This window comes from Microbacterium deferens, assembly GCF_045517775.1.
GTDB lineage: Bacteria > Actinomycetota > Actinomycetes > Actinomycetales > Microbacteriaceae > Microbacterium.
Map to the genome: position 1 here is coordinate 39,415 of NZ_JBEUWT010000005.1, position 19,662 is coordinate 59,076.

The 19,662-nt window shown below is 66.0% G+C and carries 24 protein-coding genes; 23 read left to right on the plus strand and 1 reads right to left on the minus strand.

From position 1 onward, the window contains the following. The 21 genes from ABTU82_RS15275 to ABTU82_RS15375 all read left to right on the plus strand — a co-directional run bounded on the left by ABTU82_RS15275 (position 1) and on the right by ABTU82_RS15375 (position 18,001). A complete protein-coding gene (locus ABTU82_RS15275; RefSeq protein WP_407174052.1) occupies positions 1-1,125 on the plus strand; it encodes a M23 family metallopeptidase in 1,125 nt (374 codons plus the stop codon). Next, positions 1,122-2,018 (plus strand): FHA domain-containing protein, encoded by an 897-nt coding sequence (locus ABTU82_RS15280; protein WP_407174053.1) that lies wholly within the window; start codon positions 1,122-1,124, stop codon positions 2,016-2,018. Before ABTU82_RS15275 ends, ABTU82_RS15280 begins: the two co-directional genes overlap by 4 nt. A gap of 116 nt (positions 2,019-2,134) precedes the next feature. Further along, positions 2,135-2,560: a helix-turn-helix domain-containing protein gene (locus tag ABTU82_RS15285; RefSeq protein WP_407174054.1), complete on the plus strand. Its 426-nt coding sequence runs from the start codon at positions 2,135-2,137 to the stop codon at positions 2,558-2,560. A 254-nt stretch (positions 2,561-2,814) separates the two neighbouring features. Further along, entirely contained in the window at positions 2,815-3,081 is a 267-nt protein-coding gene (locus ABTU82_RS15290; protein ID WP_407174055.1) for a hypothetical protein, read from the plus strand. A 282-nt stretch (positions 3,082-3,363) separates the two neighbouring features. After that, positions 3,364-3,603 carry a hypothetical protein gene (locus ABTU82_RS15295; protein WP_407174056.1) on the plus strand — a complete coding sequence of 80 codons (240 nt, stop codon included), beginning with the start codon at positions 3,364-3,366 and terminating at the stop codon, positions 3,601-3,603. A 191-nt stretch (positions 3,604-3,794) separates the two neighbouring features. Next, positions 3,795-5,756, plus strand: coding sequence for a TOTE conflict system archaeo-eukaryotic primase domain-containing protein (locus ABTU82_RS15300; RefSeq protein WP_407174057.1), 1,962 nt, complete (start codon positions 3,795-3,797; stop codon positions 5,754-5,756). A 989-nt stretch (positions 5,757-6,745) separates the two neighbouring features. Then, positions 6,746-7,408 carry a ParA family protein gene (locus ABTU82_RS15305; RefSeq protein WP_407174058.1) on the plus strand — a complete coding sequence of 221 codons (663 nt, stop codon included), beginning with the start codon at positions 6,746-6,748 and terminating at the stop codon, positions 7,406-7,408. Next, positions 7,408-7,794, plus strand: a complete 387-nt coding sequence (locus tag ABTU82_RS15310) for a hypothetical protein (protein ID WP_407174059.1) — start codon at positions 7,408-7,410, stop codon at positions 7,792-7,794. Before ABTU82_RS15305 ends, ABTU82_RS15310 begins: the two co-directional genes overlap by 1 nt. An 838-nt stretch (positions 7,795-8,632) precedes the next feature. After that, complete coding sequence (locus ABTU82_RS15315) at positions 8,633-8,878, plus strand: glutaredoxin domain-containing protein (protein WP_407174060.1); 246 nt, start codon at positions 8,633-8,635, stop codon at positions 8,876-8,878. A gap of 10 nt (positions 8,879-8,888) precedes the next feature. Then, positions 8,889-9,251 carry a single-stranded DNA-binding protein gene (locus ABTU82_RS15320; protein WP_407174061.1) on the plus strand — a complete coding sequence of 121 codons (363 nt, stop codon included), beginning with the start codon at positions 8,889-8,891 and terminating at the stop codon, positions 9,249-9,251. A 70-nt stretch (positions 9,252-9,321) separates the two neighbouring features. After that, positions 9,322-9,684: a hypothetical protein gene (locus ABTU82_RS15325; protein ID WP_407174062.1), complete on the plus strand. Its 363-nt coding sequence runs from the start codon at positions 9,322-9,324 to the stop codon at positions 9,682-9,684. Continuing rightward, positions 9,681-10,025: a hypothetical protein gene (locus ABTU82_RS15330; RefSeq protein ID WP_407174063.1), complete on the plus strand. Its 345-nt coding sequence runs from the start codon at positions 9,681-9,683 to the stop codon at positions 10,023-10,025. Before ABTU82_RS15325 ends, ABTU82_RS15330 begins: the two co-directional genes overlap by 4 nt. Positions 10,026-10,119: 94 nt before the next feature. After that, positions 10,120-10,386, plus strand: a complete 267-nt coding sequence (locus ABTU82_RS15335; protein WP_407174064.1) for a hypothetical protein — start codon at positions 10,120-10,122, stop codon at positions 10,384-10,386. Between the two features lie 179 nt (positions 10,387-10,565). After that, complete coding sequence (locus ABTU82_RS15340; RefSeq protein WP_407174065.1) at positions 10,566-10,982, plus strand: hypothetical protein; 417 nt, start codon at positions 10,566-10,568, stop codon at positions 10,980-10,982. An 89-nt stretch (positions 10,983-11,071) separates the two neighbouring features. Continuing rightward, the gene (locus ABTU82_RS15345) at positions 11,072-11,731 is read left to right on the plus strand and encodes a TlpA family protein disulfide reductase (protein WP_407174066.1); all 660 of its coding nucleotides are present in this window, start codon (positions 11,072-11,074) and stop codon (positions 11,729-11,731) included. Continuing rightward, positions 11,728-12,477 carry a cytochrome c biogenesis CcdA family protein gene (locus tag ABTU82_RS15350; protein ID WP_407174067.1) on the plus strand — a complete coding sequence of 250 codons (750 nt, stop codon included), beginning with the start codon at positions 11,728-11,730 and terminating at the stop codon, positions 12,475-12,477. Before ABTU82_RS15345 ends, ABTU82_RS15350 begins: the two co-directional genes overlap by 4 nt. After that, complete coding sequence (gene resB, locus ABTU82_RS15355) at positions 12,458-14,152, plus strand: cytochrome c biogenesis protein ResB (protein ID WP_407174068.1); 1,695 nt, start codon at positions 12,458-12,460, stop codon at positions 14,150-14,152. The genes ABTU82_RS15350 and resB overlap by 20 nt, the downstream gene beginning before the upstream one ends. A 20-nt stretch (positions 14,153-14,172) precedes the next feature. Then, entirely contained in the window at positions 14,173-14,829 is a 657-nt protein-coding gene (locus ABTU82_RS15360; protein WP_407174069.1) for a DsbA family protein, read from the plus strand. Beyond that, positions 14,801-16,393, plus strand: a complete 1,593-nt coding sequence (gene lnt / locus ABTU82_RS15365) for an apolipoprotein N-acyltransferase (protein WP_407174070.1) — start codon at positions 14,801-14,803, stop codon at positions 16,391-16,393. Before ABTU82_RS15360 ends, lnt begins: the two co-directional genes overlap by 29 nt. Further along, positions 16,386-17,402, plus strand: a complete 1,017-nt coding sequence (ccsB, locus tag ABTU82_RS15370) for a c-type cytochrome biogenesis protein CcsB (RefSeq protein WP_407174072.1) — start codon at positions 16,386-16,388, stop codon at positions 17,400-17,402. Before lnt ends, ccsB begins: the two co-directional genes overlap by 8 nt. 107 nt (positions 17,403-17,509) lie before the next feature. Continuing rightward, positions 17,510-18,001 (plus strand): signal peptidase II, encoded by a 492-nt coding sequence (locus ABTU82_RS15375; protein ID WP_407174074.1) that lies wholly within the window; start codon positions 17,510-17,512, stop codon positions 17,999-18,001. Positions 18,002-18,030: 29 nt separating this feature from the next. Here ABTU82_RS15375 and ABTU82_RS15380 read toward each other — a convergent pair whose 3' ends face one another. Beyond that, positions 18,031-18,633 (minus strand): vitamin K epoxide reductase family protein, encoded by a 603-nt coding sequence (locus tag ABTU82_RS15380; protein ID WP_407174076.1) that lies wholly within the window; start codon positions 18,631-18,633, stop codon positions 18,031-18,033. Between the two features lie 58 nt (positions 18,634-18,691). Here ABTU82_RS15380 and cmtR point away from each other — a divergent pair, with 58 nt between their 5' ends. Next, the gene (cmtR, locus tag ABTU82_RS15385; RefSeq protein WP_407174078.1) at positions 18,692-19,051 is read left to right on the plus strand and encodes a Cd(II)/Pb(II)-sensing metalloregulatory transcriptional regulator CmtR; all 360 of its coding nucleotides are present in this window, start codon (positions 18,692-18,694) and stop codon (positions 19,049-19,051) included. Beyond that, positions 19,048-19,647: a cadmium resistance transporter gene (locus tag ABTU82_RS15390; RefSeq protein ID WP_407174080.1), complete on the plus strand. Its 600-nt coding sequence runs from the start codon at positions 19,048-19,050 to the stop codon at positions 19,645-19,647. The genes cmtR and ABTU82_RS15390 overlap by 4 nt, the downstream gene beginning before the upstream one ends. The last annotated feature ends 15 nt before the right edge of the window (positions 19,648-19,662 follow it).

Sequence of the window (19,662 nt, forward strand, 5' to 3'; positions counted from 1 at the left end):
ATGGCCGAAGGCAGCTCCAAGACCGGACCCATCCTCGTCGCCGTTCCCCTGGTCGTCGTGGCCAGCATCTTCGCCCTCGTGCTCCTGTTCATGACCGGCCCCGGATCCGCGGCCGCTTGTATCGGCGGCGCTGGCAGCGTTGGCCCCGAGAAGGTCCCGCAAGAGCCTGTCGCCGGGTACTCCGGCGAACAACTCAACAACGCGGCCCTGATCATGAACGCCGCCGTGCCGCTCCGTCTCGACCGACAGGCCCAGGTGATCGGCGTCATGACCGCCATGGGTGAAAGCTCGCTCCGCAACATCGGGTACGGCGACGACATCAACGGCGTTACCAACCCGGACGGCACGCCCACGTGCTCGCTCGGGCTCTTCCAGCAGCAATGGTGCCTCGGCAGCTGGGGCACCCGCGACCAGGTGATGGACCCGACCTACGCCTCCACCCAGTTCTTCACCCGTCTCACCGCGGTGCCCGACTGGCAGAGCCTCGAGCCCACGCTCGCCGCCCACAAGGTGCAGCGCAACGCCGACCCGTTCCACTACCAGCGCTTCTTCGACGCCGCCGACCAGGTCGTCACCGCTATCGCCGGCGACGGCACTACCGGCGGCGGATGCTCCGCCACCGGTGAAATCGTCTACCCCCTGAGCCCCGGCTACAACATGACCAGCGGCTACGGCCCGCGCCCGGTCACGGTCCCCGGCGCATCCTCATGGCACCCCGCGGTCGACCTCCAGCACTGGCCCAACCCGTGCGGCGACCAGATCTACTCCATCAGCGACGGAACGGTCACCTACGTCGGCGGCATCCAAGTCACCATCAAAGCCCCTGACGGCTGGAGCGCCTCCTACCTCCACGTCGCTCTCAGCGACGTATCTGTCGGCGTCGGGGACCCGATCACCGCGGGCCAACCCATCGCCCTCGTCGGCAACGAGGGCGTGTCCGGCGGATGCCACCTCGACCTCCGCATCAACAACGAAGGCAGCGCCGACAGCGCGATCGCCAACCTCCCCGCCGGCGAGGACCAGGGCGGTCCCGCCAGCGCCCACGGCTTCGTGAACCCGATCGACTTTTACGAGGCTTTCGGCATGGACATCTGCCCGCCCGACTCCTGCCGGATGCCCCAATGAGCACACCCCCGGTCCCCCCGTACCCGGTGATCTACATCAACGTGGCAGCTGACGGTAGCGGCCACCTCAACGTCGCCGGCCAACACCACGACTACCCGGTCGGCTCCCCCGAGTACACCCGCCGCGGTGTCACCGCGTTCGCCACCGAACTCGCCGGCGAGCTACGCCGCCCCGTCCGCATGCAGATCACCGACTCACAGGGCCGGTGGCTTGTGGCCGTACACCCCAACGGCACCGTCACCGACCTCCAGGCGCCAGCGGAGAAACCCCGCCGCGCCCGCAAGCAGAGCGTCGCCGTGCCCCCGACCCCGAAACCCTCCCCCGCTGCCCCTCTCGCGCCCGCTACGCCTCCGGCCCCGCCGCCACCGGCCTACCGCGTCCCCACGCGCGTCGCGTCGCCCGTGGCACCCGCAGCGCTTCCCACACGTGAACCCGTCAGCATGAACGTCTCCCCAGCCGCGCCCGAGCCGCTCGATGACGAGCTCGAGGAGACGCGGTTCTCGCGGCGGAACGTCACTTCCCCGCCACCGCGTGAACCGTTCGCGACCCTCACGTTCAGTACGGGAGACGTCGCTCAGATCCCGCCCGGCGGCGCGCTCATCGGCCGCAGGCCGACCGCTGATCCGGGCGAGGACGTGGAACTCACCGTTGCCGTCGACGACGGGCCCAAGAGCGTCTCCCGCACACACCTCCGGGTCGAGTGGCACGACAACGGCCTGTGGGCAACCGACCGCGCCTCCTCCAATGGCACACGCGTCGAGCGGGCGCACGACGAACCGCGCGATCTCGTCCCCTGGCAGCCCTTCCAACTGCACAACGGCGACGTCGCCGAGCTCGGCGAAGTTCGAGCCACGGTTGCTATCCAAGAAGGTAACCGTGAGGTAAACCTGTGATGACCGGCAATCGTCACTGGGATACTTCTGACAACAGATCGGGGCCACAGCACCCCCGCCTGTTACTCGCAGTTCCCTCCGAGCCCGATCGGAACCCACATGAAAGCCCACACCCGGTGAGTGAAGAGGACTACTGGGCAGAATTCCCCGACACCCTCCTGACGGCCGACGTGGCCAAGATCATCAGGACCGGTGTCGGGGCCGTCCGCGCGCGCCTACATGCCGGCACCATCCCCGGCTACCACCTGGGGGGCTCCTGGATCATGTTCAAGCCGGAGATCCGCGCCTGGCTCGCCTCCGCGAGCAACCAGCCGCAGCCGCCAAGTCGTCCGGTCGACCTCCTCGCCACCTATCCCGACGAGCTCAGTCACCACGATCTCGCTCAGCTACTCCGCAAGTCCAAGCAGACCGTTTACACCTACCTTGAGCGCGGGGTCATCCCAGGCGCCTTCGTCGGCGGCCGCTGGGTCGTGCACAAGTGGCAGGTACGAGACCGCCTCACCCGAGCAAGCAACCAGGCCGCCGCAACAGACACGGAGTAGCCCACCTGCCGCGCGCGGTCACCCATGCCCCTGCGATATTCGCCACAGCGCGTCCCTGACTGCACGGCTCGGGTGCACGAGCTGGACGTCGATGAGGCCGCCGAGAACTAGAGCGCCTCGTGTCGTCGCCTATCGATGCATGGTGGACGGAATTTCCTAAGCGATTACGTTCAGACACGCCGTGCGCTTAACGTACTCACTTACGTTTCACCCCCATGCTTGTGCACATGGGACGACCGTATAAGGGCGACCGCGTGTCAATCACCGCGAAGCCCGACCGTGAACTCGCCGAGGTGATTCGCCGTAATGCTCAGCTGCTCGGGATGAGCTTCGGCGACTACATCGTCAACCTGGCCGCTACCCAGCTGGGGATGCACGATCATGCTCCGCAGCCAGTGCGAACGCTCGACACCTTGGAGAGCCTCTCGGTCGAGGACTCGCCCACCGCCCCGGCGTCGGGTTCCGTCGCATCCATCACGACGATGAAACACCAGGAGCTGCAGACGCGGATAGCCAGCTAACGAAAGAGGCCCCGTCCTCTCGAACGGGGCCTCAACCGAATATCGCCGGACCTTAGCGACCAAACCTCGGTCCGGATTACCCACCAACATCGCCTGTCAGGAGGTGCTTTGATGCTACCCGAAACCCCGCGAAAGCGGGCTCCTTTCCTGTTGCGTGCCCGCGTGTCGGAGATTGACGGGGCCCTTCACGTGGCCCACCGCTGCGCTATAGCGACACATGTATCGCTAACCTCAGCGCGCCTTTGGGCGACTAGCGAAACATGCACCGTTAGCGTGAGGGCCATGGCAGCGAAACGACTCCCCCGCGGTACGCGTCAGCGACCGGTCCGGGTCAGCTGGCTCATCGAAGAGCGCAGCAAGGAACAGCTGGAGAAACTTGCCGATCGCGCCGGCGTCTCAGCCGCCGTTTTCCTGGAGCGTGTCATCGACCACCTCGGCGAGAACCTCACAACCCGCGGCCTACCAACCTGGTGGCCGGAACCAGAACTTAGGGACGGAGAGCTCGACATGCCGCCCGAGTAAAGCAATACGGCCCCGGCACTTTGGCGAGTGCGGGGCCGGAGCTAGACCAAGAACTTTGGCGAGTTCGAAGTCTGCGAAAGCTAAGTGCCCAATCTGACCAGAAGTTTGGCGACCGAGGTCAGGTCAGGCGATTCAGTTCTAACTCCCCTTGGTAAGGGGCGTTTGTTGTATCCCGAGAGGAGGACGATCCGATGATAACGCGCAACAGCGCGCGTGCTCGAGCATTGACGCTTGAAACCGCCACCGGCGTGTCGCCCTACTCACTCGACGAGGTTTGGGCGCTCACACGTCGCCTCTCCCCCAGGCCGCAAGTCCGCGTCGCTGCCCGTGACGCCTCCGGGGAGATCCTCAACGAGTACGACCGGCTGTGGCCGCTCAATGAGGAGCCCCCGTCGACGACCTGGGCGATGCTCCTCGCTGACGAGGACCACCGCTTTACCTACCTCTGCTTCGACTTCGACACCACCAGCGGCAACGTCCTCCATGACTCCGCTCGTTTGGTGTACTGGCTTGAGCAGCTGAACATCCCCCACCTCCTCTGCATCTCCGGCCCAGGGGGCGGCCGTCACGTGTGGGTGCACCTCGAAGAACCTGCCGAGGCTGACCGGGTCCTACTCCTGGCGAAGATGGCGAAGCAGCTTTTGCCCTCGCTCGACATCCAGCCGCTGACGAACGCGGCCGCCGGCTGTGTCCGACCGCCCTACGCCCCTCACCGCGCAGGCGGCTATTCCGACCCGCAGGGGGATCTTCGTTTCCTCACCGAGCACGCAGCAGGCCCCGAAGCGGTGAGCCAACTCACCGAGCTTTTCGTCGAAGCCGGGGCCGAGCTCGTGTTGCCGAAGACGGCGCTTCCCCACAATGTTGTCGAGGACTCGAACGGGCACCCCCGCATGCGAGGCCCGAAGCGTCGTCTTAGCCAGCGAATGGAGGACGTTCTCTTCGGCCCCGCGGGCAATGACCCGTCCTACACGCTCGCGCGCCTCCTGATCGCGTGTGCCAACGTGCGGTGGTCCTACGACGACATCTACGCGCACGTCGAAAGCACCGACAGCTTCGAACACGCGCGCAGCAAACGCCGCGGCACCGGGCGTATCTCCCGCACCGCCGCGCAGACCGAGAAGGTGCTTTCCAACCTCTGGCGGTACGCCGTCAACTTCGTCGCCATGAACCCCCTGCTCGACACCGGCGACGACTCCGACTTCCGCAACAGAATGACTACCGTCACCAACGCTGTCAGCTTCGCTCTCGAACGCGCAGACGCACGCCCTGGCTTGTGGGCCACCCACAACAACCGCGTCGGCGGGACGCACAGCCAACGAGCGGTTCTCGACGCGCTCTGCCTCTACATGCTCCAGAGTGCCCAGCACGTTGTCGAGGCAGACGTCCGGCGGCTATCCGCAGACACCGGGTACGGGAGGACCACAGTCAGCAACGCTCTCCGAGCCCTCTGCTCCGAAGGGACAGGTCCCGCCTGGATCGAGCGAGTCGGCGTTGCGGAAGGAGTCCACGGGCAGAAATACCGACTTCGGAACGGGCTATCCACAGGCGAAGAGACAACGAACCGGACACAAGCGCGTATGCGCGCCGAACCCCAGCCCCTCGCGTCGTGTCACCAGCTCATCCGCGAAATCTCGGAACGGCTCGAACTTCTCGCGCACGATATCTTCGCTGCGCCACAGAGCTTGGGTCGCACCGCTGGCTTGGTCTACAAACTGCTTCCACCCGAGGGGGGCCAAAGTACGGGCTTCCTCGCGATGAGGGCAGGAGTAGACCCAGAACAGGTCCGCAAGAGGCTACATCGACTTGTCGAAACGGGTCTGGCATCTCGAGGCCCAGCTGGATGGCGACGCCACTCCCCGGCTGCCCGAGACTTCGCGGCCCGGGGCCTGTGCGTCGATGGCTACCTCAACGACCGGCGGCAAAGATACGAACACGAACGAATCCGATGGGCTTGGTGGCTGGCGGAAGAAACATGGATGAAGACGACGGGGAAGCGCCGGCGTGGAAAGAAGCCCACCCCTTGGGCGGCGCTAACAGATCGCGCCGAGTTCGTCGCGTATCCGCGAGGTCCCAATGGCCGTGGCGACCACATGAAGGCTCTCGAGCTCGTCAGGGCTGGTTACCTCAGTCAAGGGTTGGCATTGGCAGCCTAGCGAGACACCTACGCGCGCTCCGTCGCGTCGGGTTCCCTCGGTCACCCCTCGGGCGGTGTGGAGGCGTTATGGGCAACGCTAAAGGAACGTTGCTCGGCGGAGCCTTCATCGCGACCGAGACTGTCACCGGATGTTCTTGTTCGATTCCGAGCGACGAATCGCGCGCGCGCTACTGGGCGTCGACGGCGACCTCTGCGAGCTAAGCAGAACGTTCGTGGCGTCTGCGTCTATGTATTTCGGTTGCCTGTTCTGCCGGGATCGGATCCTAGTTTTCTGGCGTGCCTGCGCTTCGGGCTAGAGCGGCATCGGCTCCGACGCCGCGCTCAGTCCGGCGGTGCGACCTATCATTGCGTCACTTCCGCTCTCGGCTTCGGGCGTTGCGAACGCCTCGTGTGTATGGTCAGCAGACCTCTGGGCAGTCCCAGCACGTGGCACTGTCGGTCGTCCTCGGAGCGGTCGAGGGCGTGACGAGCGAGGAGACCTCGCGCTACTCTGCCGCCACCGATGCCGCGTCCTTCGGGCAGGTGTTGGCCTGGGACTATGCTCTCGGCGACCTCGGGCAGAGCCTCTTGACCGGCGCTGTTGGTGGTTCCGTCTCCGAGGATGAGGCGACCACATTCGCTCTATCGGGGCTGCTCCAGTATTTACCACTGCTGAACCCCATCGCGTCCACCCGCCAGTCGTATGCGGACGCCTCACTCCCCGTGTTTTCGGGCACGAATTTCTTTCGATCGGCCAGGCGAGGGAAGATCCCCGCGTACTTAGAGAGTCTGTTACTCACGGACTCTGTGACAAACAGACTCTGGGACCCACGTACTTTGGTACTTACAGACTCTGGTACTTTCGAACTAACGAACCTACAGGCACCCGTAGTGACAAACTCTGGAACTCGCGAACTCCGCCAGTTACGATGTTTGTAAGTACCGGACTTCCAGAGTTTCGGACTCATGCACCCGCCGTCGTTAGGCGGTCAGCCGATTGGATAAGCCATGCGCATCGTCGCTCTCGTTGGTCAGAAAGGTGGCGTCGGCAAGACGACCACCACTATGAACCTCGCCGCCGTCATGTCCAAGCACTCGCGCGTGCTCGTCGTGGACGTCGACCCACAACAGTCGACGACGTGGTGGGCGACGAACGCAGGGGAGTTCCTGCCGTTCGACTTCGCCGCCGACGTCGACCCGAACAACCTCGTCCGACTCCGGGAGCTTGACTACGACACGATCTTCGTGGACACCCCCGGCAGTCTGGAGGACACCCGTGTCCTGTCCGCCGTTCTTGACGTGGCCGACTTCGTCGTCCTGCCCCTCAATCCCGAGCCGCTCAACACCCCCGCGATGATCCGCACCATCCGACAGCACATCGAACCGCGCAGCATCCCGTACCGCGTTCTCCTGAGCAAGATCGACCGCCGCCGGGCGGGTCAGCTCGAGGACTGGGAGCAACTCGTCGACGACGGGCTCAAGCTCCCGAGGTTCCGGCAGTACATCCGCCTCTACGCAGCCCACGCCGACGCGCCCCTGAGCGGCCGCGTCGTCACCCAGTACCCCGACACCCGCCAGAACTCCAACGCGATCTTCGACTACACGCACATCGCGATGGAACTCATCTCGATCTGGGCGAACGAGCCCGCTAAGACGGAGGCCGCGATCTAATGGCACGCACCGATCTGACCGCGATGCTGGGGAAGCTCGACGAGCCTCCCGCGGCCGCGCCTACCGCCGCGACAAAAGACGCAGCCATGCCCGCCGCGCAGCCAGCCAAGCGCGCGAGCCGCCCGTCCGCACCGCGGCGCGACCCCGCGCCCATGCCCAGTGCGGGCGGCTACCGCTCGTACGAGCGGAAGGAGGCCCGGCTGCGCCCGGACCAGTACGCACGGCTCACCGAGGAATCGCGACGGCTGAACAGGGCCAAGGAAACCGGGGGAGAGCGCATCACGGAGAACACCCTCATCCGCGTCGCGATCGACCTCCTCCTCGAGCGCAGCGATCGGCTCGCCGGTGCCACCGAAGAAGAAATTCGACACTCTGTAACTCCGTAACTCTGTAAGTTACAGAGTTAGTAGGGAGTGACGGCGATGCGACGCGCCGACCCGGTGCGGACAGCCGTACCTACCGCGTTCGTAGGGATCGTCCCCATGCTCGCGGGCTGTGCACCCCCTCCTGCAGTTGTGCCGGCGACAGAGCGCGCCGAAGTGACAACGGTGATCGACGGCGACACAATCGAGGTGGCAACCGCCGGCGGCAGCGCACGCGACCGCCTCAGCGGCATCGACACTCCTGAGACGAGGGGCGATGGCCCAGCCGGGGGATTGCCACGCGGAGGAAGCTCGTGACTTCCTCGACTTGCTGCTGTACGGCAAGACCGTCTAGCTCGTCGGAAATCCCGTACAAGCCAACGTCGACCGCCACGGCCGCCACTACGCCACACGCTCATCGACGGCCAGCGCGCCGCCCTAACAGCCCTGGCGGCCGGCGCCGAGCTCGAGTGCACCTACGACGCCCGTGCACCGACCACCAGGCTCACGCGAGCCTGAGAGCGCCGCACCGGCCGCCGGGGCAGGCCTCTGGTCCACCTCTAGCACGGCCGAACCGGCATGACAACGACAGCGACGACCACCCGCCAGGCGCACCGGCACGGAGGCCGGCTCGCTATGGGAGCCGCTGCGCGGCACTGTGACTCTCACTCATTCTTTGACCTTTCCGGCTTCGGAGAATACGCCGGCTTCGCGTCGGGCCATCGGCTTTCGCGGCATATCCTCCCTCGCTGCGCTCAGTCCGGTATTCCACGTCCGTTGCTCCCTCCCGCACCGCTCGCCGTAAATCTCTTGATTGCCGGAAGGCAAAGAAGAACGGTTGGTAGAGAGAAGGGCAAGAGCAATGGCTGAGCCGATCACGGTGTACACCACCGGCCCGTCATGCGCCCGCTGCACACTCACCAAGAAAGTGCTGACGACCAAGGGCATCGAGTTCGCAGAGGTCAACATCCGAGAGAACGAGGCGGCGCGTGCCTACGTCGTCGAGGACCTGGGATACACCGAAGCACCCGTCGTCGTCATCACCGACGAGGACCACTGGAGCGGCTTCCGCCCCGACCACATCGACCGCATCGCAAGTAATCGATAGGAGAGACACCATGTCCACACGCACCATCACCGGAAACCTGGCCGCCGACCCCGAGGTCGTGCCGGCCGGCAGCATCCAGATCACCAAGCTGCGCGTCATCGAGAACACGGGGGAGTACCGACAGGGCAAGTGGCAGGCCCACGACACCCCGACCACCCACTTCATCGAAGCCCGGTTCGAGCTGGGCGAGAATGCGGCCGCGTCCCTGCACAAGGGAGACGCCGTGATCGTCACCGGACGCGAGCACACGTCGAGCTGGGGAGACGACGCCAACAGGCAGTACGGCCGAGTCATCGACGCCGACAGCATCGGCGCGGACCTCGCTCGAGCGACGGTCACCATCAGCCGCAACGCCCGCGACGACCAGCAGTAACCAACCCGCGACACGGCCGGGGCTGTCAGAGCCGCCCCGGCCGTGTCGGTGATCCCAGAGAAGGTAAGACATGGCCGAGAACGAACAACACCGCCAGGTCGAGGTCGCCCGCGACCTCTCAGCTCAAGCCAGGACCCTTGCACACTCGACCCGAGACGTGCCCGCGCCTTTCGACTCGTACACGCTTCTCGGAGAGCTCGTCGCCACGGTCGACGACCTCGAACAGGTCTGTCGACAGCTCGGAGGGTGGCATTCACGGGTCGTCGACGGCACACACTATGCGGGGGAGGACAGCCGAGGGGACGGAGCGACAGGAACCGTCACCGCCGCCGCCGAACTCGAACGGGCCGCGGCCGCGCTGTCCGCCGCCGCCGAAGCGCTCCGGGCCGCCCACTCCGCAAACGGTGTGGTGCGGTGGTTCGACGAACTGTGAACGAGGACGACGCACTGACGTATGCCAGCCACGGGCCGTTATCGGTCGCCCGGAAAGGCGACCGGCTGCTGCGCGGCCCCGAGCCGCCCACTCAGCCCGTGAACTGGCACCTACACGCCATGCGCGAAGACTGGGACCTCCTCACCGTCTCCGAGCGCGTCGAGGCGGTGCGGGGGTCGCTGCTGTTCATCGCTGACCCGGTATCGCACCTGGACGAGCACGATCACGTCACCCTCGCGGACTACACCCTGGGGGAGCTGTATCACTCTCGACTGGTCTTGCAGCGCCTCCTCCCGCATCTGATCGAGGCAGCCAACGTCCCGCCCTCGCGCAACGACTAACCCCACATACTCAGCACGCCCCCGGCCGCACTCTCTCCCGGCGGGGGGTGTCGCTGTGCGCGACAATGGAGCCACCGACCGACAGGAGAACGCCGTGAAGATCCCCGAGCCTCTACGGCTGTGCTGGCACGACGGTGCCGGCGTCCGCGTGCTGCGCTACAGCGGCCGCCAATGGACCGTCTTGGCCCTCGTGAGTTTCGCCTGCACCCTGGCCAGCCTCATTCACGTTGAGAGCTTCCTGGGCCGTTCCATGCTCGTCGTCGTGCCGTACCTGCTGGTGCCGGCCGGCCTCGCCGCCACGGCATTTGCGATCGCCGCCGGCGTGCTCACGCATCGGTTCCGCCGCACAAGCCGAGGCTGACGGCTACAGCTTCGGACGGGGCTCCCTCACCGCGAAGGACCACACCCACGTTTTGAACTCCCGGCCGGTTCATCACATTAACGCGAGACGCAAATGGTCAGCAGGTGCTGAATATACACCTGATAGTGTCTAATGTGATTTCCGTTTCCTGACCACCCAAGAACGTAGGACCATCCCCAATGATCCGCTCCGCCACCGCCGAACGCGCTATCGCTGCGCGCGCGGACTGGGCAGTGGCCCGGCTGCTCGTGGGCCTGGGACTCGTCGTGGTGCTGTTGATGGGGTGCTGGGCTGCGACACACTCGGAGACCGAAGACCTCGCGGTGGCGCCGGTGGCGGAGCTGATCGTCACCAACGAGCCGGTACCCGTCGCGGCGGTGACAACGGGTGGGGACGCCGGTGAGGCCGGATATCTCGGTGCCCTGTGCCTGCTGGGAGTGGCGTGCGCGTTGGCGCTCGTCGTTCTGGCCTGGCGTGCACGGTCCCGCTCGTGCAGCGTCGAGCGTGTCGCGGGAATGGTGCGTGGGCTGATCGCGGTCCCGCCGTCCCGGATGCCGGTGCTCACTCTTACGCAGCTGGGCGTTTCCCGAACCTGATCCACGACTCAACCCCCTCGCACCCGTGAAAGCGTGCGGTGTCTGCACTGCCAGACCGCACGCTTGTTGAGTCCTGGTAGGAGTACGTCGTGGCAAACCCGTTCTGGGTGACTTCCGTCACCCGCGCCATCCCCCCGCTTGCCCATCGAAGGTCCTGGCGCACCTTCCGTGCGGCGGCCGCGATGCTCGCCGCGACCGCTGTGCTCGCGGTCGCGGGGTGCACATCCCAGGATGAGCTTGCCGCCACGGTGAACAGCGGCACCGGTTCCACCAGCGTTGATAAGCGCATCGTCGAGATCTCTGAGGCGGACCGCGGCGAGTCAGTGGTGTTCGCCGGCGTCGATGAGCGCGGCAACCCCGTCGGCAGCGACGACTTCGCCGGTGAGGTGTACGTCGTGAACTTCTGGTACGCCGCGTGTGGCCCGTGCCGGGTCGAGGCACCCCTACTGGAAGAGGTGTGGCAGACCTACCAGCCCGAAGGGGTGGGATTCATCGGGGTAAACATCTACGACCAGCCTGCTACCGCGCTGTCGTTCGCGGAGGACTACGGGATCACCTACCCGAGCGTGATTGACATCGTCGACGGGAAGACCAAGCTCGCGTTCGCCGCGGTCACCCCCATCCAGGCGACCCCGACGACCCTGGTGATGGACCGTCAGGGCAGGGTTGCCGCGCGGATCATCGGGCAACTCCCGGCCGCGTCGATCCTATCCACCCTGGTCGCGGACGCATTGGCGGAGAGCGAATGAGCGCCGAAGGGCTCATCTTCGACGGCGCGCTCTGGGTGGCCGTGCTCATCGCCATGCTCGCGGGCCTAATCTCTTTCGTCTCCCCGTGCGTCCTCCCGCTCGTCCCCGGATACTTCGGCTACCTCGGGTCCTCCCTCTCCACCTCCCCGACACCAACTCCCGCCGCCGGCCGTGGACGGCTGCTCGGCGGGGTGGCGTTGTTCGTCGCCGGGTTCACTCTCGTGTTCATGACCGTCACGGTGCTCGGCGGGGTGGCGGGACTGTTCTTCCTCGAATACGCGAACATCCTCACTCGGGTCCTCGGGGTAGTCGTCATCGTTCTGGGACTGGTGTTCATCGGCGCGTTCCCCCGCGCGCAACGCACCCTCCGACCCCGTCTCCGCGGCAACCTGGGCCTGCTCAGCGCACCGTTGCTGGGAATCGCGCTCGGGATCGGTTGGACCCCCTGCATCGGACCGACGCTGGCGGCGATCATGTCGGTGTCCTGGAATCTCGGCGACCCCGGCCGTGCCGCGCTGCTGGGCCTGGCGTACTCCCTCGGCCTCGGCATCCCGTTTTTCCTGCTCGCGCTCGGACTGGGCTGGGCCACCCGCTCGGTCACCTTCCTCCGACGTCACATCCGGGTGGTCAACATCATCGGCGGCAGCCTGCTGATCGCCCTGGGCGTGCTGATGGTCACCGGCATCTGGGGTGCGTTGATGTCCGTTCTGCAGGGGGTGATGCTCAATGTCACGCTCCCTCTCTGACCAGGCACCCACCGCCCCCTTCCGGCCCGCGGATCATATCGATCAGGACGAGCCGGAGACCGTCACCTCCCCGACGCTGGGACCCCTCGAGTGGCTGCGGTGGGGGTGGCGGCAACTGACCAGCATGCGCACCGCGATCCTGCTGCTGCTCCTGCTGGCCATCGCCTCGGTTCCCGGGTCGATCTTCCCCCAGCGCACCGCGGACCCCAACGGTGTCCTCCAATACTTCCGGGACAACCCCGACCTGGCCCCCATCCTCGACGGGCTCCAGGTGTTCGACCTGTACAACTCCGCCTGGTTCTCCGGGATCTACCTGCTGCTGTTCATCTCGCTGATCGGCTGCATCATTCCTCGCACCCGGCATCACTGGAAAGCGCTCCGCACCCGGCCACCACGCACCCCGGCACGGCTCAGTCGGTTGAGCGCCCACCTTCTCGAAGACGTCCCCGCCTCGGCCGAGAACCCCGACGCCGACGCAGCGGACACGATCACCGCTGCTGCCGCAGACCTGCGCCGCCGCGGATACCGCGTCGAGCGGTATGACACCGCGCGGTCCTGGTCGGTGTCGGCCGAGCGTGGGTATCTCCGTGAGACCGGCAACCTGATCTTCCACGCCTCCCTCGTCGGGGTGCTGGTCGCCGTGCTCGCCGCCAGCGGCTTCTCCTACACCGGGCAGCGGGTCATCGTCGAGGGGACCACGTTCGTCAACACCCTCAACGACTACTCCTCGTTCACCCCGGGCAGGTTCGTGGACGGCACCCAGCTGGACCCGTACTCGCTGACCCTCGACAGCTTCGACGTCAGCTACGTGCCACCGGGAGTTCCCGGCGCGGGTCAAGCGGGCGACTTCGGTGCGAACCTCACCATCCGCGACGCCCGCACCGGGGGAGAGGACACCGAGAGCGTCCGCGTGAACTACCCCATCACCGTCGGCAGCGACCGGGTTTACCTGCTCGGCAACGGCTACGCACCCACCATCACCGTCCGCAATGCCGAAGGCACGGTCGTGTACAGCGAATCGCAGCCGTTCCTCCCGCAAGACAGCATGATGACCTCCCTCGGGATCATCAAGGTCGCGGACGGGCTCCCCGAACAGGTTGGGCTCGTCGGATTCTTCTACCCCACCCAGGGTGCTCTTGCTACGGGGGCGTTCACGTCCGTGTATCCCGACCTGGTGAACCCGGTCGTTACGTTCAACGTGTTTTCCGGCAGCCTCGGCATCGATGACGGGGTGCCCCGGTCGGTGTACACCCTCGACACCAGCGGGATGACCCAGCTCACCGGCGGGACCAGTGGTGCCGACTCGATCGAGCTCACTCCTGGGCAGACCGCCGAGCTCCCCAACGGATGGGGGACTGTCACCTTCGAGGACGCATCCGGCGGCACGAACCCCTTGGCGGCGGTGAAGCGGTTCGCATCGCTGGACATCAAACGCGACACCGGTGCGACCTGGGTGCTCGTCTTCGCCACCCTGGCGACCGTGGGCCTGATCGCCGGGCTTCTCATTCCGCGACGCCGCGTGTTCGTCAAAGCATCCCTCACGGGCAGCCCGAAGACGCCCATCCTGCGTCTGGAGTACGCGGGCCTCGCGCGCGGGGAGGACCCGCAGCTGTCCGACGCGATCGCCAGCATCCGCGACAGCAACCTCGCCGCCCGCGATGAGCACACCCCATAGACCAGCGACTGGAAGAACCCATGAAGACTCCCCTAAAAGTCACACTCATCGCGATCGCGGCCGTGATCGTGCTCGTCATCGGCGCGATCATCTACACGACTACCACCCGCCCCCAAGCCTCCGAAGATGACAACGCCGCCGCCGCGCTGCCCGCCGCCCGCAGCAACTCACACGTCCTGGACAGCGCCGGGACGGACGCGCCGACCCTGGTGGAGTTCCTCGACTTCGAATGCGAGGTGTGCGGGGCGTTCTACCCGTACGTTGAAGAGATCCGGAAGCAGTACGACGGGCGAATCAACTATGTGTTCCGGTACTATCCGATCCCCAGCCACTACAACTCGATGAACGCCGCCCTCGCAGTGGAGGCAGCCGCGCAGCAGGACCGGGTCGAGGACATGTACCACCGGCTGTTCGAGACACAGGCCGAGTGGGGCGAGCAGCAAGTCTCCGAAGCTGACCTGTTCCGCAGCTTCGCCGACGACCTCGGCCTGGACATGGCCGCCTACGACCAGGCGGTCGCGGCCCCCGCCACCCGGGAACGCGTCGAAGAAGACTTCGCCGAAGGGCAACAGATGGGTGTGCAGGGCACGCCCACGTTCTTCCTCGACGGCAAACGACTCGAGCTAACCCAACTGACCGATCTCACCAATGCCCTCGACCGCGCCCTCGCTGACTGACAGGCCGACAGACGTCGTTCCCGCCGCACGGCGGGGGGTGCCGCTGTGGGCAGCGATCCTCGTCGCTGCGACCGCCGGCGGGCTCCTGGACCTGTCCTTTCCCGCCGTAGGATGGTGGCCGCTCGCGTTTGTGAGCATCGCCTCCGCGTTGAGCACGATGATCGGCCGCAGCATCGGCGGCGCGTTCCTGGCCGGTGCGGCATTCGGCGCCGCGTTCTTCTTCACCCACCTGGTCTGGGTGGGCTCGTACCTCGGCCCCATCCCCTGGGTGGCGTTAGCCGGCCTGGAAACGGTGCTATTCGGGATCGGGGCGATCCCGCTCGCCCTCGCGTACCGGTGGACCGACCGCGCCCGCGGACACGCCGTCCTGTGGTTTGTCGGGGTGCCGCTGCTGGTAGCGGGGCTGTGGAGCGTCCGGGAGCTGGTGATGGGGTCCTGGCCCTACTCCGGGTTCCCCTGGGCCCGGATCGGGATGACCCAAGCGAACGGCCCGCTCCCCGAAGCGGCGTCCTGGGTCGGGGTGACCGGGCTGAGCTTCCTCATCGTCGCCGCCTGCGCGTGCCTCGTGCAGTGGTGGCGGGCCGGCGGGTTTCGGCGTGTCCGCGGCATCCTGCCCGCAGCGGTGATCTTGACCGTCCTGGTGATCGTGCCGCAGTTCCCCACCGGGGATGCCGGCCGGATGGACATCGGCTGGGTGCAGGGAAACGGGCCCTCCGGGTACTTCGACGACCGCACCCCCGGGGGCGTGCTGGCCGCGCAGACGACCGCGACCGACCCCCTGCTGGGGAAGAACATGGACCTACTGGTATGGCCCGAGGGTGCCGTCGACAGCGACCCCCTCACCGACCCGGCCACCGCGCGCCACCTCACCGACCTCGTCGCCCGGGCCGGCGCCCCGCTGCTGGCCAACGCGGCCACCGCGCGCGACGGCGATGTGTTCAACACCTCGATGCTGTGGGACGGGCAGGGCGCCCCGCAGCTGCATGACAAGGTCAACCCCGTCCCCTTCGGCGAGTACGTCCCGGACCGGTGGTTCTACGAGCAAATCGTGCCCCACCTCATCGGCCTGATCCAACGCGAATACACCCCCGGCCAGAACCCTCCGTTCGTGACAGTCGACGGGGTGCAGGTCGGTCTGGCGATCTGCTTCGACGTCATCTACGACTCCGTCATCTGGGACGCCGCCCGCCAGGGCGCTCAGGTCTACGTGTTCCAGACCAACAACGCCGACTTCCGCGGCACCGACGAGAACCTTCAACAGCTCGCGTTCGCCCGGATGCGGGCGATCGAGACCGGACGCGCCGTGGTGAACGTCTCCACTGTCGGCACCAGCCAGGTCATCGCCCCGGACGGACAGATCATCGCCGGCGCCGGGGTCGACCAGGCGGCCGCGGCGATCACCCGCGTCCCGCTGCGCGACGGCCTCACTCCCGCCGTTGTACTCGGCGGTGCCCTCACCGCCCTGATCGCCTTCAGCGCGATCACCGGTCTCACCCTCGCCGGAATCAGCCACTGGCGCCGCCGCAACCGCCCACTATCTGCACAAGGAGCAACCAATGCCTGACCCCGAATCCCTGACCCTGGACAGCATCTCCCTGCTGTTGGTGTGGACCGCGATCGCCGTGTACCTGCTCGCGTTCGTGGCCTACGCGGTCGACCTGGCCCAACGCTCCGTACGCCGCGACGAACCCCAGCGGGTTCCCGCGCTGGTGACCGCCGGCGGCGAAAGAACCACGCACAACATGGACGACGAACGTCCCGCACTGAACGAGGTCCGCACCCGGCCGGGGCAGCGGCAGCGTCTGATCTGGGCGCGCATTGGCACCGTCCTGACCGGGTTCGCGTTCGTCTTCCACCTCGCTGGTGCCATCGGGCGAGGACTCGCCGCGGAACGGGTCCCGTGGGCGAACATGTACGAGTTCGCGCTCACCGGGACACTGCTGATCGTCGCGGTCTACCTCACCGTGCTCCGCCGGTACGACCTACGCTTCCTGGGCTCCTTCCTCATCGGCATGGTCGCCTTGCTCCTCGGCGGTGCGACCCTCGCGTTCTACGTCGAGATCACCCCGCTGATGGACCCGCTCAAGAGCGTCTGGCTCGTCATCCACGTCTTCGTCGCATCCCTCGGCACCGCCCTGTTCGCGATCTCCTGCGGCCTCTCCGCCACACAACTCCTCCAAGCCCGCCGGGAACGACGAGCGACAGCCCAGGGTGAGGGCGCGAAGCCGGTCCGGTCGGGATACCTGCGCACGCTGCCGACCGCCGACACGCTGGAATCCCTCGCTTACCGGTTCGCGATCATCGGGTTCATCTTCTGGACCTTCACCCTCATCGCCGGGTCGATCTGGGCCAACGACTCCTGGGGCCGGTACTGGGGATTCGACACCAAAGAGGTGTGGACGTTCGTGATCTGGGTGCTCTACGCCGGCTACATCCACGCCCGCGCGACCCGCGGCTGGCGCGGCACCCGCTCCGCATGGCTGTCGATCATCGGCTTCACCGCCGTGCTGTTCAACTTCACCATCGTCAACATCTTCTTCAAAGGCTTGCACGCATACTCCGGCCTCACCTGACCCGCCAACCTTCACCGAGAGATCACCGCATGCCCGCACCGCTCCCGCCCCCGGACACTGAGGGGGAGCACCCCCGATTACATCGTGACCGGCACCGTCGACTCGCGATGGCGTGCCTCGTCGCGCTCACCATCGCCGTGGTCGACCAGAGCACCAAGGCCCTCGCCATCGCGCAGTTGAGCACCCGTGAACGCATCCCCCTGATCGGAGACCTGCTCGGCCTGCAACTCGCCTTCAACCCTGGCACGATCATGTCCCTCGGATCGGGAAGCACCTGGGTGTTCACCATCGTCGGCACCGCGGCGACGATCGCACTGTTCTACGCCGCGTGGCGAGTGACCACCACCGGGTGGGCGGTCGCCCTCGGATTCGTGTGGGGCGGAGCGATCGGAAACCTCCTCGACCGCTACCTCGCCGCGCCCAGATTCGGTCGCGGCCACGTCACCGACTTCCTCGCCTACGGGAACCTGTTCATCGGCAACCTCGCTGATGTCGCCCTCGGCGTCGGCGTCGGACTTGGCATCGTCCTCCAACTCCTCCGCACCCGCAGACACCATGCAGCAACCGAGCGGGCCGGCGGCGGTGATTCCCTCCAGTGACAGCTGACCCGCCCGGCGTCCCTGCGGGCCTAGACGATGCTGGCCAGCACGTTCAACCGAAGCTGGGCGAGGACCGCGACCACCAGATACCCGGCGACCGTCACCAGTGTCATCCACGGCCACAATGCGGCCCCGACCCGTTGTGCACGGGCGCCGAAGACGCCTTCCCTCAGATTGCGGGCGGTGACGAACAAGAACAGCGGAATCGTCGTCACCCACACGACCAGGCACCACGGGCACAGGGTCCCGAGAACGTAGATGCTCTGCCCAATCAGCCAGACCACGAACGCGAACGCCCCCGCCACCCCAAGGTTGAACAGGACCCAGAACCATCGCGCAAAGTGCGGTACAGCCAGCACGGAGACACCGATGCCCAGCACGAGCGCGAACCCGGTCAGGCCCAGGAACGGATTCGGAACTCCGAACGCCGCGCCCTGAGCGCTGTCGAGATTCGCGGAGCACTGCACTAACACCGAGAAATCGCAGCTTAGGCCCGCATCGGGATTGGCCAGTTTCTCGATCTTCTCAACGGACAGTGCCATGGAGGCGGTCAGCCCGATTCCGCCGCACAGCACAAGAAACAAACCGAAGAGGATCTCACGGCGTACGAACTGTGACAACTTTTCACCCATCGCAACGGAAAACTAGGATCATTTGGCGATCATACAGTGAAGCGTGTATATTCATCGGATGCTGACTATAACTAGTCGTCTGGACGTAATGAACCGGCTCGGCCGGGCAATGGCCGACCCGACGCGTTCACGCATTCTTATGTCGCTGCTTGAAGGTCCGATCTATCCCGCAGCACTCGCGCGCGAGCTGGACCTCAGTCCATCCAACGTGTCGAACCACCTGACTTGTCTTCGCGATTGCGGCATCGTTGTGGCCGAACCTGAGGGGCGCCGAACTCGGTACGAGGTCGCGGACCCCCGCCTTACGCGTGCGCTTACCGCTCTGCTGGACACGACGCTGGCTGTGAATCACAGCGTGGAGTGCATCGACCCCTTGTGCGCGGACTCGGCGTGCTGCACGACGGAGGTGGATGCATGATTGTTCTCTCCGTCCTGCAAGCAATCGGACTATTCCTCGCTACGAACATCGACGACATCATCGTGCTCTCGCTGTTCTTCGCCCGCGGTGCAGGGCAAAGAGGCACGACGGTTCGGATACTGATCGGACAGTACCTAGGATTCGCAGGCATTCTTGGTGCTGCCGTACTCGTATCCATCGGCGCCGGAACGTTTCTCCCTCCTGAAGTCATTCCCTACTTCGGCCTGATCCCCCTGGGATTGGGGCTATGGGCGGCTTGGCAAGCGTGGCGCCGCCGTCACGACGATGACGATGAGGGCAAGATCGAAGGCAAGAAGGTCGCTGTCTGGGCCGTGGCTGGCGTCACCTTCGCTAACGGCGGGGACAACATCGGCGTCTACGTCCCGGTCTTCCTCAGCGTGGGGCCTGCTGCCGTCGTCGCGTACTGCGTTGTGTTCCTCGTGCTCGTTGCGGTTCTGGTGGTGGTGGCCAAGTTCATTGCCACGCGGCGCCCGATCGCGGAAATCCTAGAGCGTTGGGAGCACATCCTGTTCCCGGTCGTTTTGATCGGCCTAGGCATTTTCATCCTGATCAGTGGTGGGGCCTTCGGGCTGTGACATACAAGTTCGGCT

Bases quoted from the DNA above. Each gene is read 5' to 3' on its own strand.
- ABTU82_RS15275 (WP_407174052.1), top strand. From the start codon at position 1: ATGGCCGAAGGCAGCTCCAAGACCGGACCCATCCTCGTCGCCGTTCCC.
- ABTU82_RS15280 (WP_407174053.1), top strand. From the start codon at position 1,122: ATGAGCACACCCCCGGTCCCCCCGTACCCGGTGATCTACATCAACGTG.
- ABTU82_RS15295 (WP_407174056.1), top strand. From the start codon at position 3,364: ATGGCAGCGAAACGACTCCCCCGCGGTACGCGTCAGCGACCGGTCCGG.
- ABTU82_RS15300 (WP_407174057.1), top strand. From the start codon at position 3,795: ATGATAACGCGCAACAGCGCGCGTGCTCGAGCATTGACGCTTGAAACC.
- ABTU82_RS15305 (WP_407174058.1), top strand. From the start codon at position 6,746: ATGCGCATCGTCGCTCTCGTTGGTCAGAAAGGTGGCGTCGGCAAGACG.
- ABTU82_RS15310 (WP_407174059.1), top strand. From the start codon at position 7,408: ATGGCACGCACCGATCTGACCGCGATGCTGGGGAAGCTCGACGAGCCT.
- ABTU82_RS15315 (WP_407174060.1), top strand. From the start codon at position 8,633: ATGGCTGAGCCGATCACGGTGTACACCACCGGCCCGTCATGCGCCCGC.
- ABTU82_RS15320 (WP_407174061.1), top strand. From the start codon at position 8,889: ATGTCCACACGCACCATCACCGGAAACCTGGCCGCCGACCCCGAGGTC.
- ABTU82_RS15325 (WP_407174062.1), top strand. From the start codon at position 9,322: ATGGCCGAGAACGAACAACACCGCCAGGTCGAGGTCGCCCGCGACCTC.
- ABTU82_RS15340 (WP_407174065.1), top strand. From the start codon at position 10,566: ATGATCCGCTCCGCCACCGCCGAACGCGCTATCGCTGCGCGCGCGGAC.
- ABTU82_RS15350 (WP_407174067.1), top strand. From the start codon at position 11,728: ATGAGCGCCGAAGGGCTCATCTTCGACGGCGCGCTCTGGGTGGCCGTG.
- resB (WP_407174068.1), top strand. From the start codon at position 12,458: ATGTCACGCTCCCTCTCTGACCAGGCACCCACCGCCCCCTTCCGGCCC.
- ABTU82_RS15360 (WP_407174069.1), top strand. From the start codon at position 14,173: ATGAAGACTCCCCTAAAAGTCACACTCATCGCGATCGCGGCCGTGATC.
- lnt (WP_407174070.1), top strand. From the start codon at position 14,801: ATGCCCTCGACCGCGCCCTCGCTGACTGACAGGCCGACAGACGTCGTT.
- ccsB (WP_407174072.1), top strand. From the start codon at position 16,386: ATGCCTGACCCCGAATCCCTGACCCTGGACAGCATCTCCCTGCTGTTG.
- ABTU82_RS15375 (WP_407174074.1), top strand. From the start codon at position 17,510: ATGGCGTGCCTCGTCGCGCTCACCATCGCCGTGGTCGACCAGAGCACC.
- ABTU82_RS15380 (WP_407174076.1), bottom strand. From the start codon at position 18,633: ATGGGTGAAAAGTTGTCACAGTTCGTACGCCGTGAGATCCTCTTCGGT.
- cmtR (WP_407174078.1), top strand. From the start codon at position 18,692: ATGCTGACTATAACTAGTCGTCTGGACGTAATGAACCGGCTCGGCCGG.
- ABTU82_RS15390 (WP_407174080.1), top strand. From the start codon at position 19,048: ATGATTGTTCTCTCCGTCCTGCAAGCAATCGGACTATTCCTCGCTACG.